We start from the raw sequence: 14,189 nt of genomic DNA, 5'->3' as shown, positions 1-14,189 counted from the left end.
GAGTGAACCCTGTGCCAGGGTCACATCTGTTGGTCCAGCCACTCCTGGCAGCGCTCACGGAACCACAACAGCACCTGCTGCACTCGCTCCCTGCCATCCTCAACGAGGACTTCGAGCGGGAAACTCGGTCGTCGGTTCAGTGAGTCCTCGGGCAGGTCGATTCCAGGGATCGCGTTGAACTTGTGCAGCAGCTCCCTCCGCAGAGCCACATCGTCGAACGGAGGGCGGCGCGCCATGTGCTGGAAGACCACCTCAGCGCGTCCCGACAACGGGTAGAGCACGAGCGCCCATCGCCAGTCGGCGTTCACGCTCTCGTCCCAGGTGAGGAGGAAACAACTGGTGTCGGCGCCGCTCCCCCAGAGCAGGTCGCCACCGGCGGCGTTCCATTCGTCGATCAGGGCCTGAGCCGCCCGTACGACCACGGGCCGCTGGTTCTCCAGGAGCAGTGAGTGGAACTGTCGTTCCCGTTCGACGAACTCGTCCACCTCGAGTCCGACCAGTTCAGCCAGTGCGGCGGCCGGCACGAACCCCTCATGCCCTGATCCCGCCTCCTCTGCGGCCCTGGTGTCGGGGAAGACCCGGTCCTCGTGGGCTGTGCCCGGGTGGGCACTCAGATACCGGGCCACGGTCGCCGTCTTGGCCCCGACGAGTACCGCGAGTTCGCGGTGCGTGGTCCAGCGGCCTGACGCCAGCATCGCCAGCGCGTGTTCGAGTTGCTGGGCGAGATCCTCACCGATCTCCTCCGGTGCCTGAGTACCGGAGGAGGCGGGGGAAGGCCACAGAGCACAGGCGTGGTCCGCGAGAAGGGCGGCACGTGCCTCGATCTCCGGCCTCCCCCAACTGGGAGCATCGGCGATCTGGCGGTTCATGCTCAGACCGCTGGACTGGAAGATCTTCTGCTTGCGCTCGAACATGTGGTTGGACAGCTTCGAGTTCTGCGCGGTCAGGGTCAGGTTGCCCAGAGTGTGCAGCAGACGTCCGTGCAGTTCGTTCTCGGTCTCGTCCGGGTCGGTCTGCTTGCGCAGCACCTCGTACCATTCCTCGGTCATGCTCTGCGGCATGACGTGTTCGATACTTACCTTGGCCTTGCCGAAGTCCACCGGCTCGGGGGAGTCGAAGGCCTCCTCCAACCTGCGCAGTACGAAGGTGCGCTGTAGGGCCTGACCCGACCAGTAGAAATTGCGGTGTGCCACCGCCTCGCGCAGCGCCTTGTCGGACGGCCAGCGCCGACGCGGATCCGACAGGTACCGGTGCACGGAGTCCGCGACCGAGCCGCCCGGCTGGATCTCCTTCGGTGAGGACATGAAGATCCTGTTGAGCCCCTGGGTCGGCACACCGGCGATCATCCGTCGGACCAGGAAACTCTCCACATACCCCAGTGCGCGGATCAGCTCGTCGGTGTCGGTGTGCCCCTGGTCGCGTAGCACCATCAGGTGCAGCGCCAGCGGTCGGTAGATCTTGTTACCCCAGGATTCGAGGCGGGTCAGGACCTCGGCCAGATCCGGGTCGCTTTCGAAGACGGGGTCGAGTACGCGCTGCAGCAGCTGCCCCAGACGCCACAGGTGTTCGACCTCGCCGCGCAGGGCCCTCTCACCACCGGCGTGGGACACTTTCTCCAGGCGTTCCTTCTGCCCGTGGTAGACCTCGCTCTGTTTCGCCCGCTCGTCCCCACGCAGTACCAGATCCAGCCAGGCCAGGGTCTCCAGTGTCTCCGGACCCAGTTCGTCCTGCATCGGCAACCAGACCTCGTCGTACACCTCCTGTCCGGTATCGGGCAGGAGCATGAAGACGTAGTTGCGCAACAGGTCGGTCTGGCTGAGTCCCTTGCCGGTGTTGTTCAGGGACTCGAAGATCCGGAAGACGTTGTCGCCCGCCTCTGCCTGGATGTCCACCAGGCTGAGCCGGTGGCCGATGATCTCCTCGATCCGGAGGAGATCCTCCTCGGTGTAGTGCCTGACCTGGCGGGAGAAGTAGTTGTAGGCGAACCCGACCCTGTCGTCACCGCCCGCTTCGGGGTGCCCGTTGACGACGGCCGCGAAGGCGGACCGGTCGGCCTGGGTCGGCGCGATCCGGTACTTGTCAGGTCCCTTGTTGTACTTGTTCACCAGGTAGACGTCATCGATCCGGTCCGCGCCGCTGGGGTCACCCTCCTCCAGCACCTCCACCTCACGCAGCCGGTCGCGGATGGCTGCGAGCGCGATGGACAGGGAGGTGAGCCGCTGTTGTCCGTCGATGACCAGCCAACGGGTCAGCGTGCTCGCCGAGGACGACCCGGGCGCGAGCACGACCGAGCCCAGGAAGTGCCCGGCGGACCGGGGCGGGCGCGCCTCCTCGTCGCGGTCGACCTGTTCGGTGAGGTCGCCCCAGAGCCGCTCCAGTTCCTCCCTGCCCCAGGAGTAGGGGCGTTGGTACAGCGGCACCTGGAACTGCTTGGTTCCTTCGACCATGTTTCGGAAGGTGGTTTCGTTGGCCTGCATGTCTCCGCAATCTCGGACGGGCTGTCGGGGGCGGACTCCTACTTCGGTAGGAACGGGCTGGGCTCGCCGGAGTACGACACGTACAGGGTGTCCCGGGCCCGCGTACAGGCGACGAACAGAAGGTTCCGCTCGCGCTGCAGGTCGTGGGCGTGTGCCAGCGGATCCTCGGAGATGTCCGTGACCCTGGATTCCAGGGGCAGGTATGCGGTCCCCGCACCCACCACCGCCACACAGCGGAACTCCAGCCCCTTCATCGAGTGCATCGTGCCCACCCGGACCCCGGAGTCCTGGGCCAGAGCGCAAGTGTCGATGCCCTCGGCCTCCAAAGCAGCTCTGGTTTCTCTGACCAGAGCCTCGGTGCGGGCAGCGACCGCGATGGTCCCGGGCTCGACATCGGAGGTGAGCCACCCCGTGACCACCTGGGTGAGAGCCTCCAGCTCCGCTTGCTCCGTGGGGTAGGCGTGCATGGCTGGAGTCCGGCCGTGCAGCGGCGAAGTGTAGTCGGTCAGGTGAGATCGCACCCCGTCGAGCCCCTCCACGGGCGCGGTGCCGAGCACCCGAACGGCCCAGGAGAGAATCTCCTGGGTGCTGCGGTAGCTCACGGTCAGGCGGTGGCTCCGGCCGCGCACGTTGATCCCCACCGCTGCCATGGAAACGCGGTGGTCGTAGATGCGCTGGTGCGGATCGCCCGCGACGAAGAGGTCGTCCCGGTCCTCGGGGACCAAGGCACGCACCAGTCGCCACTTGGCCGGGTGCAGGTCCTGTGACTCGTCCACCACGACATGCCGGTAGGGACGCTTTCCGGTGCGGTTGAGAATGTCGGCGGCCTCCGAGGCGAGCCAGGTGAACGTCCACTGCCCGTTGGCGCGCATCTCCTCGGTGGCGTCCAGGACCGAACGCCACACCCGTTGCTTCTGTCCGATGCCCATACGGCCGGAGCGTCCCCGTCCGTGCCGTCGGGCTCGTAGGTAGTCACGTTCGGTACGCAGGTCCTGGGCGAGGATCACGTGTTCCCACTCCTCCAACAGGAACCGTCCCGACACGTCCGAACCCTCGGCGTGGCGGCCCCAGAGAGCGACGAGTTCACGTGAGTTCGGGAAGTCGGGCCTGCCGTGCACGTGACGCGCCACCTGGTGGGCGACCTTGTCCAGGTTGCGCACGTCGACCAGCTTCCGGCGGTCCTCGTCCCGCACCAGCAGTTCGAGCTGGGAGCGAAGAGCCGTGTCCAGGGTCGTGGTGAAAGTGGTGAGCAGGATGGGCTGGTCCGGGGCGACATCGCCAGTGTCCAGGGAGAGCTGCCGCCCGTTGGGGGCGTACCGGTCGGTCAGGTGCGCCACCCGGTGCAGCGCGGTCACCGTCTTGCCGGTACCGGCGCCGCCGGTGACCATCACCGGACCCGCGAACTCATCCCTGCACGCGATGCGTTGCTGCCGCGGATGCAGGAAGGTCCGCCACACGTCGAACGGGTGCTCCAGCAGTTCCCGTAGTTCTTCGGGACCTTCCACGAACACCGCCTGGTCCGGGCTGCGCCGGATCGCCGACACCAGGTCGTCGGGGTCGACCTCCCGTGCGGTGACCTCCTCGACGAGCTCCCGACTGAGCAGGGCCCACACCTCATCAGGGGACATCCCTGAGGCCAGCGCGGTCAGGGCGTCGTGTTGGGCCTTGGGCATCATGATCGCCAGAGCGTCGAGGTAGCTCTCATCGGGGAGCAGTCTGGCGATCCGGACGGTGTCCTCGTCGATACCCAGCTGAGTGAAGTGCTTGTCCGGGACCTCCCGGAACAGGGTGTCGTCCGAAGCCTCGGCCATCGGGGTGAGCGCGGTGCTCATGGTGTCCAGCGCTGTCTCGTCCCGGAACTCCAAGACACCGAGCGCCTGGTTGACGGAAGGGCGTCGGTTGCGGATGTACCGGTAGGCCTCCCGGTGCGCGAGCACGGTCACCAGGAGGAACACGTCTCCGGAATCAGGGGCGAGGACGACGCCTCGGTAGCCCTGGTTGATGCGGAGCGTTCGCCAGCGGGGGTCCCGGCTGTCGGTGATCTTCTCCAGGTGACCGCCGGCGAAATAGGTGTCGGCGAACTTGTCCAAGGCCTCGTCGACGGCTTTGCGCAGCTTCTTGTCCAGCACCGCGTAGGTGGTGAGGAAGTCCTTGGCGATCGCGAGCTGAGGCACGGGAGCCTTTCCGGGACAGGGGGTGGGGGAGGGGCGTCCAGGGGAGGGGCCTGCCAAACCAGCATAGGACGAGAACCTCTGCGAGGTCGGGCTTCCCGGCGCCCGGGACCGACCTGTTCGTCCGGTGGCCGATATCGGTCAATGGTGCGGTGTTCCCGGAACGTCGTACGTACGGGGAACGGCCTGGAGCCCCGCGGTAGGCGCCACCCCTGACACCGGCCCCTGGTATGACGGAGGCACACACGACGAAGGGCGGCGCACGTATGACTCCCCAGGGCGCGGCGCACATCGAGGTCCTCGGTCCCCACTCCGAGGACGCGATCGATGAGAGCGGCACTCCGGCCCCCAGCACCGGGCAGCTGGTGACCGTCCGCAACCGCCAGTGGGTGGTCTCCGAGGTGCGCGCCTCCCACATCGTCTCCAGCGATCCCACCCGGATCACCGGCAAGCCCCAGCACATGGTGTCCCTGGTGAGTATCGGGGACGACGCCTCCACCGACCGGATCGAGGTCCTCTGGGAGCTGGAGGTGGGCACCCGGATCCACGAGGACAGGGACCTGCCCGCACCCGCGCTCGGCTTCGACGACCCCGTCCGCCTGGATGCCTTCCTGCACGCCGTCCGCTGGGGCGCGATCACCTCGGCCGACAACACCTCCCTGCAGGCGCCCTTCCGCTCGGGGATCGAGATCGAGGACTACCAGCTCGAACCGGTGGTGCGGGCCCTGTCGATGCCCCGGACCAACCTGCTCATCGCCGACGACGTCGGTCTCGGTAAGACCATCGAGGCCGGACTGGTCATGCAGGAACTCCAGCTGCGCCACCGCGCCCGAACCATGCTTATCGTGTGCCCGGCCGGGCTGACCACCCAGTGGCACGACGAGATGCGCGACAAGTTCGGCCTGGACTTCCGAGTGGTCGACGCCGACCTGGCCCGCCGGCTGCGCCGCGAGCGCGGTTTGTACGCCAACCCTTGGACGCACTACCCACGCCTGATCGTCAGCATCGACTGGCTCAAGCGTGAACGCCCCCGGCGGATGCTCCGTGAGATCCTGCCCGCCAGTCCCCGTTATCCGCGCACCGTCGACCTGCTGGTGGTGGACGAGGCGCACAACGTGGCCCCCGCGGGCAGCGGCAAGTACGCGGTCGATTCGTTGCGTACCAAGGCGATCCGGGAGCTGGCACCCCACTGCGAACACCGGCTGTTCCTGTCGGCCACCCCGCACAACGGCTATCCCGAGTCGTTCTCCGCTCTCCTGGAGTTGCTGGACGACCAGCGTTTCGCCCGCGGGGTCAAGCCCTCCGACGAACAGCTCGCCCGGGCCATGGTCCGCCGTCTCAAGCGTGACCTGCCCAAACGCTGGGACGGCGCCGCGCGTTTTCCCGCACGGGTGCTCGGCTACGCCGAAGTGGACTACTCCGAGGCCGAACGCGAGGCGCACCGCGCCCTGGTGGAGTACGCCGACAGCCGCCGCGACCGGGTCGGAAAGACCGGCCGCCACACGGTCGACTTCGTCACCACCCTGCTGAAGAAGCGCCTGTTCTCCTCACCGCAGGCCTTCGCCCGTACCGTCACCACCCACCTGGCGACGATGGATGCCAAAGGCGCCGCGGACGAGGACTCCGGTACTTGCGAGCAGGCCCCGGCCCAGGCGGTCCTGCCGGTTCTGCGGGAACGCCTGTCGGCCACCTCCGAACACGAGGAGGAGTACCAGGAGGCCGAGACGGAGGTGTTCGGCACGGTGAGCCGTGGTGCCCCCGGGCTCGCCGAACACGAACGCGGCCTCCTCGTCGGCCTGCGTTCCTGGGCGGAGAAAGCCCAGGGGCGTTCGGACGCCCGGTTCGCGGCCTTGCGCTCCTGGCTGGATCCGATCCTCTTCCACCCCGGCGTCGACGGAGAGCCGGTCGGACCGGTCGGACCGGGCGGTCCCGGCGGATCGGACGGTCAGGCGGACTGGACTGACGAGCGGGTCATCATCTTCACCGAGTACCGCGACACCCAGCGCTGGCTGCGCGAGCGGCTCATCGCCGCCGGCTACGGCGGCAAGGGCGGAGAGCGACTGGCCCAGTTGTACGGCGGCCAGGACCCGGAGGAGCGTGAACGGGTCAAGAACGTCTTCACCGACCGCCCCGACCTCGACAAGGTCCGGATCCTCGTGGCCACCGACTCCGCCAGCGAGGGCATCAACCTCCAGCGGTACTGCCACCGGATCCTGCACTGGGAGATCCCCTGGAACCCCAACCGGCTCGAACAGCGCAACGGCCGTGTGGACCGCCACGGTCAGAAGGCGGATCAGGTGGAGGTCACCCACTTCGTCCCCAAGGGGTGGGAGGCCGCCGAACCGGGCTCTCTGGAGGACGAACTCGGGTTCCTGCGCACCGCGGTGGAGAAGGTGGACCGTATCCGCGAGGACCTGGGCAGCGCCGGTGACGTCATCGCCCTCCAGGTCGAACAGAAGATGCTCGGCAAGCGGGCGGAGTGGGCCGAGACCGACAGCGAGATCACCTCGCGTGCGGGGGTGGCCCGGCTCAGTACCCAGCGGGAACTCAACCGCCGGGTGGAGGAGTTGGCGGCCACGCTCACCGGGAGCCGTGACCGTCTCGACCTGACCCCCGAAACCCTGGAGCGGGTGGTCCGCACCGGGCTGGACCTGGCCCACCGCAAGGACCTCATCGACGCCGAACCTCCGGAGGATGTCACCGCCAAGTGCTTCCGCCTGCCGGAGCTGGCCGGGGCGTGGGCGAGCGCGCGTAACGCCGGTCTGGCGCATCCGGTCACCGGTGTGGAGCGGTTGGTGACCTTCGACCCTGACGCTGTGGTGGGCCGCAACGACCTGGTCCTGCTACACCTCAAACACCATCTGGTGGACCTGTGCCTGACCCTGCTCCGTGAGGAGCTGTGGTCACAGGGGTCGAAGCTGAGCCGGGTCACCGCACGGGTGGTGGAGTCCGACGTGTTGCGGGTACCCGCGGTCGTCGCCCACGGCCGGGTGGTGGTCACCGGAGCGGAGGGCACCCGGCTGCACGAGGAGGTCCTGCTCGCCGGTGGCCGGATCGAGCAGGGCTCGTTCGTGAGGGCCAAGGAGGAGGAGATCGGCCGCTGGATGGAGGTCGCCACCGAAGGCCTGGCTCCTGAACCGATCCGGAAGCGGTTGGTCGACCTGTGGCCCTCCTTGGACAAGGCGGTGGGCGGCGCGCTGCACCAGCGCGCCAACCAGCGGTTCAGGGCGGTCCAGCGGGACCTGGACCGCAAGTGCGAGGAGGAGGTCGACGCGATCGGCCTGGTGTTGGACGAACTGGCGGAAGGGATCGAGGCGGCTCTGGACGACACCCCGCGCTGGGAGCAGACCAGCCTCTTCGAGCCTCGGGAGAAGGAGCAGCTCCGGCAGGACCGCGAGGCGCTTCGAGCCCGCCTGGACGAGGTTCCCGGACGCAAGGTCCAGGAGCAGGCGGCCCTGCGCCACCGCTACGCCGACCGCAGGGCACGCTGGTTCCCGGTGGCGGTCACCTTTCTGGTTCCGGCATCGGTGAAGGGGTGATCAGGCCGACTCGAAGACTGCGCGATGAGATGTGCGAAGTTGTGAGGTTTTTTGTCAGTCGGAATTGATCAGCGCTGGTCAAAAACCTACGAGCACAGTGCGATGATCGCACACATGATGGATCAGCTGAGTTGGGAGAGCATCGGCGAGCGTGTGCGGGACAGCCGTGCTTCCATGGGGCTCTCCCAACAGGACCTGGCCGACCAAGTGGGCTTGGAACGCAGCATGATCTCCAAGCTGGAGAAGGGTGCCCGTCGCATCGACGCGATGGAGTTGACCGCTATCGCCAGAGTGCTCGGGTACCCGGTCACGCACTTCCTCTCACCCACCCCCGAGGTGGTCTCGCGCCGGGCGACCGTCGCCGAAGCGGAGGAGCTCAGCGACAGCGCCGCCGCGCGTGACACGTACCGAAACGAAGCTGAACTCGCCCAGTGGCTGCGGGACGTACGTCAGCTGATCGACCTGGGCACGCTGAACCGGCGTCCTCTGGCGCTCTACCCGCGCAAGGTCGCGGACCACGACGCTGCCAGGGACGCGGCCCGCTGGCTCAGGACACACCTCGGCCTGGGAGATGTTCCCATCGAGTCGGTGGCCGATGCCTGTGAGCGTGCCGGTCAGTTTCTGGCGGTGGCTCCGTTGTCGTCGGACGGTGCTTCGCTGGTGGACGGCGATGTCGCGGTCGCGGTCGTTCGCCTGGACCAGGAACCCGGCCGACGGCGCAGCACCTCCGCTCACGAACTGGGGCACATGGTGTTGGGCGATGAGTACTCCAACGATCTGGGCGTGCACACTTCACAGGAGGAGCGGGAACGTGTGGTGGAGGTCTTCGCCGCGGAGTTCCTGTTGCCGAGTGTCCAGCTGAACCAGGTCTTGGCGGCACCTGATGAGGAGAGCCGACGGCGCACTCTGGTGAGAGTGGCCGCTGAGTACCGGGTGTCGTGGAGCCTCGCTATCGCGCAGCTTCGACGTTCTGGCACGTTGGACAGCGGTGAGCTGCGTCGGCTCCGGGGCCGTGTGCCCACCGAGATCGAGCTCCGGGAGGCGGTGGGGTGGAAACCACAGCCCGACCTGGCCTCCATCCGGGTCTCTCCGAGGTACGCGTCCGCGGTGATCGCCGCTTTGCGGGAGAACGCGATCACGCCCGCCCGCGCGGTGGAGATGATGCGCGGACAGATCGAACTCCGAGACCTCAGCGAGGACTGACGGGCTGACCTCCTTCGATGATCCCTTCCTGTTCGACGCTTCTCCGTTGCTGCACGCCGCCAAAGCCGATCGCTGGGACGTGCTCGGTCTATCTGGTCAGGGACTGTGACTGTCTGACCACCCAGTCGGTTCTGGACGAGGTGAGGCGTAATGCTCGCGATGCGCACACTGTGGTGGTGCGCGCCGCCTGGATCCGCACGGCGCCGATGGACTCCCTGGAGTTCCTGCACGCATTCGGGGTCTGGAGCACCCGGATGTCGCTCAAGGACGACCACGACATCGGCGAGACGATGCTGTGCGCCTACGCCGAGCTGCAGGGCGGAACCTTGGTGATGGACGACAGGGACGCCCGTAAGACGGCTGAGCGCTATGGGTTGTCCGTCTGCGGGACCATGCGGTTGGTCGCCGACGCCTGCGCGCGGGGTGACTACACCCTGGCGGGCGCTTCGACCCTGGCGGACACCCTGCGGGAGTCCGGCATGCGGTTGCCCTTCGCCAAGGGAGGTTTCGAGACCTGGGCCAGGGCGAAGAAACTCCTGGGGTAGATAGAACTCCCCACCTGTCGTGATCTCGGCTACCAGGGCACGTTCGCGCCGAACGTGCCCCTGGTAGCGAGATCACGGGGCAGGGGGCGTTCAGGAGGGCTGTGGCTGGACCGCGGGTGGCCGATAACCTCAAGGCATGCCTGGACCTCGCCGACGTCGCGCGCCCTCGATCCGACCCGCCGAACAGCACACCGAGTGGCTGGGGCTCCTCTCACCCGACGGGCCCTTCCTCTCCGCGGAGGTCCTGCTCGAAGCCTTTCCCGACGGCCTGCCCGCGGTCGAGACCGAGGTGCGCCGAACCCTGCGGCAGGGGTGGCACGAGCTCGACCGGGAACGCACCGGTGCCCTGGTTCCCGCGTGGATTGAGCTGGTGCTCGGCGAACTCCTCGGCTGGGACGAGGGGCAGCGTGCGCAGCCGACGGCGGAGGGCGCGCGGGTAGCCCCCGAGTTCGCGCTCTTCGGCCCCGGGCCGAGCGGGCGCGAGGAACGCCTGCACTTCTACCGGCTGGCCCTGGGCACCGAACCCGCCCGGTCCCAGGGCAGCGTCCCTCTCCGGTGGAGACCGCTGCCGCCCGCTGCCGCGAGTCCGGGGTGCCGCTGGCGCTGGTGACCGACGGCCAGTACTGGGCGCTGGTGCACGCGCTTCCCGGAAAGCCCACCTCGGTGGGGGTCTTCGACGCGGACCTGTGGGGCGAGGAACCCCTGCTGCTCCAGGCGTTCGCGGCGCTGCTGGAGAGCCAGCGGGTACGGCTGCCCGCCCGGGACAGGAACGGAGAGCTCACCAACGCGGCGGCGGCGCTGTTCGAGCGGACCTTCGACAAGCAGAGCGACCTCACCGAGGACCTGGGCAACCAGGTCCTGCGCGCGGTGGAGCTGCTCGTCGCCGAGATCGCCCGGCTGGACCGGGAGTCCGGCGGCCGGTTCCTGGAGCACGTGGGTGAGCGGGAGATCTACAAGGGCGCGCTGACCGTCCTCATGCGGCTGGTGTTCCTGCTGTACGCGGAGGAGCAGCGGCTGCTGCCGACCGACGACCTGTACGCCGACCACTACTCGGTCAGCCGCCTGCACGACCAGCTCACCGCCGACCGGGACCGGCTGGGCGAGGAGGTCGTGGATCGCAGGGCCGCCGCCTGGCCCCGGTTGCTCGCCCTGTTCAACGGGATCCACAAGGGCTCGGAGCACCCGGACCTGCGGTTGCCGCCGTACGGGGGATCGCTCTTCGACCCGCGGACGTATGAGTGGCTGGCGGGCTTCGCCGTCGCCGACCGGGTGGTGTTCGAGATCCTCGACGCTCTGGTCATGCTCAAGCCCAAGACCAGGAAGGGCACCCCGACCCGGATCTCGTACAAGGGTCTGGGGGTGGAGGACATCGGCCACGTGTACGAGGGCCTGTTGGAGTTCTCCGTCCGCAAGACCCAGGGCCCGTACGTGGGGCTCAGGGGAAAGCTGGAGCCGGAGCTGCCGCTGCGGGAGGTGGAGGAAGCCTACTCGGAGGGGGAGGAGGCCTTCCTCGACTGGTTGCAGGATAGGACCAAGGCGACGCGGACCCAGCTCAAGAAGATGCTGGCGGCGGAGCCCGGACCGGAGGAACGTTCGAGGCTGCACTCGGCCTGGGACAGCGACGCGGAGCTGACCGAGCGGACCCTGCCCTTCTGGGGGCTGCTCCGGACCGACCTGCGTGACGATCCGACGGTGTTCCCGGACCGGTCGGTGGTCTTCACACAGGTGGGGGAGCGCAGGAGGACCGGGACGCACTACACCCCGCGTGAGCTGGCGGAGAAGGTGGTGCGGTACACCCTGGAACCGCTGGTGTACCAGCCGGGGCCGGCTGACGGTGCGCCGGAGGGGGAGTGGCGGGTCAAGCCCGCGGGAGAGCTGCTGAAGCTCAAGGTGGTCGACCCCGCGGCGGGGAGCGGGGCGTTCCTGGTGGCGGCGACCCGGTACCTGGGGGAGCGGGTGGTCGAGGCCTGGCAGCGGGACGGGCTTCCGGAGGAGCTGCGCCGGGGTGGCGGGGAGGCCAGTGGGGAACCTGGGGAGGGGCAGGGAAAGGAGCAGGGTGAGGGCTCCGTCGAGCTCGAAGACGTGAGGCTGTACGCCAAGCGCCGGGTGGCGGCCTCGTGCGTCTACGGGGTGGACCGCGACGACATGGCGGTGGAGCTGGCGAAGCTGTCGATGTGGCTGGAGACCCTGGCCAGGGACAAGCCGTTCAGCTTCCTGGACCACGCGCTGAAGAGCGGGGACTCCCTGGTCGGGTTGGTGAACGAGGAACAGGTGCGGGCCTTCCACACCGACCCGGAGGAAGGGCGGTCCATCAACGCTCGCCTCTCGGGCGACGTGGGCGAGTACATCGACCGGGTGCTGGGCGAGGTCACCGCATTGCGACGGGAGATCGAGTCGCTGCCCCCGGTGAACGACCCGGAGGAAGTGCGGCAGAAGGAGAAGCTGAACGCGGAGGCCGACGCGCGGCTCACGCAGTTGCGGTTGGCGTGCGACGGTGTGGTCGCGGCGGCGTTGGCGGCCGAGCGGTACGCGGAACTCGACCTGGAGGATTACGAGAAGAAGCTCCAGGACGCGGAGGACAAGAAGTACAACTGGCAGGACGCGTACAACCGGCTGCTGACCTTCCTGTCGGATGAGTTCCTGGAGTTGTTGGACGAGGGTGCGTACGACTTCTACAAGGAAGAGGCGACCAAGTCCAAGATCCGTGACTGGTTGCGGGGGGACAGGGACCAGCCGATCAAGCCTATGCACTGGGCCATCGAGTTCCCCGAGGTGATGGGGAACGGTGGGTTCGATGCGGTGGTGGGGAATCCGCCGTTCATGGGTGGCAAGCGTCTAAGTGGAAATCTCGGATCTGACGTGCGCGAGTATCTGGTGGTGGATATCGCCTCAGGGAAGCGAGGTCATGCTGATCTTTGCTCTTATTTCCTGTTGCGCAACCTTGAACTCGCCCCTGCTGGGCGGACCGGAATCATCGCCACTAACTCCATTGCCCAGGGCGATAGTCGGGAGGTGGGTCTTGACCAGATGGTCGAACGGGAGGGTTGGCAGATCTATCGAGCGGTGAAGAGCCAGCTGTGGCCGGGAAATGCGAGTGTCCACGTGTCCTTGGTCTGGGCTGGGCACGCCGGTGAGGAAGAACAGGCGATCCTGAGCGAGATCCCTGTCCCCGGGATTACTCCGTCGCTGGACCCGCGTTCGAGGGTGACAGGAAACCCATGGAAGCTGGTGGCTAACGCGGAGAAGTCTTTTATTGGATCCTATGTCCTAGGTGATGGGTTCTTGTTGGACCCTGACGACGCGCGGGCGCTGATCCGTCATAATTCTAAGAATCGAGAAGTGCTCTTTCCATATCTGGTTGGAAAAGATCTTAACTCCCGTTCTGATGGTTCTGCTAGTCGCTGGGTGATCAACTTTGGCGTGCGATCTGAAGAGGAAGCCCGAGACTTTACTGATCTATTTGAAGTGGTCGAGCGTGATGTCAAGCCTATTCGTGCAAAAAACAACCGAAAGATCTACCGGGACTTCTGGTGGCAGTTTGGTGAGAAGCAGCTAAATATGCAGGAGGCTGTCTGCGGCCTCGATAGGGTGTTGGTCCTTGCTCTTACGAGCAAGACGGTTATGCCCTGCTTGGTTCCTGGCGGTCAGGTGTTCTCGCATATGTTGGCTGTTTTTGCGGATGGGAATTATTCAAACTTGACCCTGTTGAGTAGTGGAATCCACTATGTTTGGGCGGTTGCTTGGGCATCGAGTATGAAGGGTGATCTTCGGTATACTCCGACAGATGTGTTTGAAACCCTGCCCTTTCCCCGGTCAATGGAATGTATGGACGAGGTGGGGGAGACCCTCGACCGGGAGCGTAGTGAGATCATGCTGCGCCGAGGATTTGGACTGACCAAACTCTACAACTTGGTCCATGATCCTGACCTGCAAGGTGATCTGGACATCGATCGAATTCGTGAGATTCATGTTGAGATCGATGAGGCGGTCAAGGAGGCGTACGGATGGAGCGATCTCGACCTGCAGCATGGTCACCATGAGACTGATCAAGGCGTGCGCTGGACGGTGAGCCCGGTCGCTCGCGTAGAGATCTTGGATCGGCTGCTCCAACTGAACTTCGATCGGCATGCGGAAGAAGAGCGCAAGGGGATCTGGCCACCGAAGAAGAAGTCTCGGAAGAAGACTGAGGCGAAGAAGGACGCTACACCAGTGATGCAGGACGGCCTGTTCCTTCCGGAGGGCACTCTCTTCTGA

At 66.6% G+C, this 14,189-nt stretch carries 7 protein-coding genes; 5 read left to right on the top strand and 2 right to left on the bottom strand.

What is annotated here, in order from left to right; all coding sequences use genetic code 11:
* Window positions 1-20 precede the first annotated feature (20 nt).
* Both BJF83_RS24150 and BJF83_RS24145 read right to left on the bottom strand, forming a co-directional pair.
* The gene (locus BJF83_RS24150) at window positions 21-2,447 is read right to left on the bottom strand and encodes a DUF262 domain-containing protein (protein WP_262391837.1); all 2,427 of its coding nucleotides are present in this window, start codon (window positions 2,445-2,447) and stop codon (window positions 21-23) included.
* A 68-nt stretch (window positions 2,448-2,515) separates the two neighbouring features.
* Window positions 2,516-4,651 (bottom strand): UvrD-helicase domain-containing protein, encoded by a 2,136-nt coding sequence (locus tag BJF83_RS24145; protein ID WP_075928122.1) that lies wholly within the window; start codon window positions 4,649-4,651, stop codon window positions 2,516-2,518.
* Between the two features lie 227 nt (window positions 4,652-4,878).
* Between BJF83_RS24145 and drmD the strand changes: the two genes are divergently transcribed.
* The 5 genes from drmD (at window position 4,879) to BJF83_RS24125 (ending at window position 14,189) form a co-directional block, all read left to right on the top strand.
* Window positions 4,879-8,187 (top strand): DISARM system SNF2-like helicase DrmD, encoded by a 3,309-nt coding sequence (drmD, locus tag BJF83_RS24140; protein ID WP_262391836.1) that lies wholly within the window; start codon window positions 4,879-4,881, stop codon window positions 8,185-8,187.
* A 114-nt stretch (window positions 8,188-8,301) separates the two neighbouring features.
* Window positions 8,302-9,390 (top strand): XRE family transcriptional regulator, encoded by a 1,089-nt coding sequence (locus BJF83_RS24135; RefSeq protein ID WP_262391835.1) that lies wholly within the window; start codon window positions 8,302-8,304, stop codon window positions 9,388-9,390.
* 176 nt (window positions 9,391-9,566) lie between these two features.
* The gene (locus BJF83_RS24130; RefSeq protein WP_262391834.1) at window positions 9,567-9,935 is read left to right on the top strand and encodes a hypothetical protein; all 369 of its coding nucleotides are present in this window, start codon (window positions 9,567-9,569) and stop codon (window positions 9,933-9,935) included.
* Window positions 9,936-10,071: 136 nt separating this feature from the next.
* Window positions 10,072-10,545 (top strand): hypothetical protein, encoded by a 474-nt coding sequence (locus BJF83_RS30025; protein ID WP_262391833.1) that lies wholly within the window; start codon window positions 10,072-10,074, stop codon window positions 10,543-10,545.
* The gene (locus BJF83_RS24125) at window positions 10,527-14,189 is read left to right on the top strand and encodes a BREX-1 system adenine-specific DNA-methyltransferase PglX (protein ID WP_262391832.1); all 3,663 of its coding nucleotides are present in this window, start codon (window positions 10,527-10,529) and stop codon (window positions 14,187-14,189) included. Before BJF83_RS30025 ends, BJF83_RS24125 begins: the two co-directional genes overlap by 19 nt.

This window comes from Nocardiopsis sp. CNR-923, from assembly GCF_001942255.1.
GTDB lineage: Bacteria > Actinomycetota > Actinomycetes > Streptosporangiales > Streptosporangiaceae > Nocardiopsis.
The sequence above is the reverse complement of the archived record's forward strand: the minus strand, read 5'-3'. Positions and strand labels throughout refer to the sequence as shown.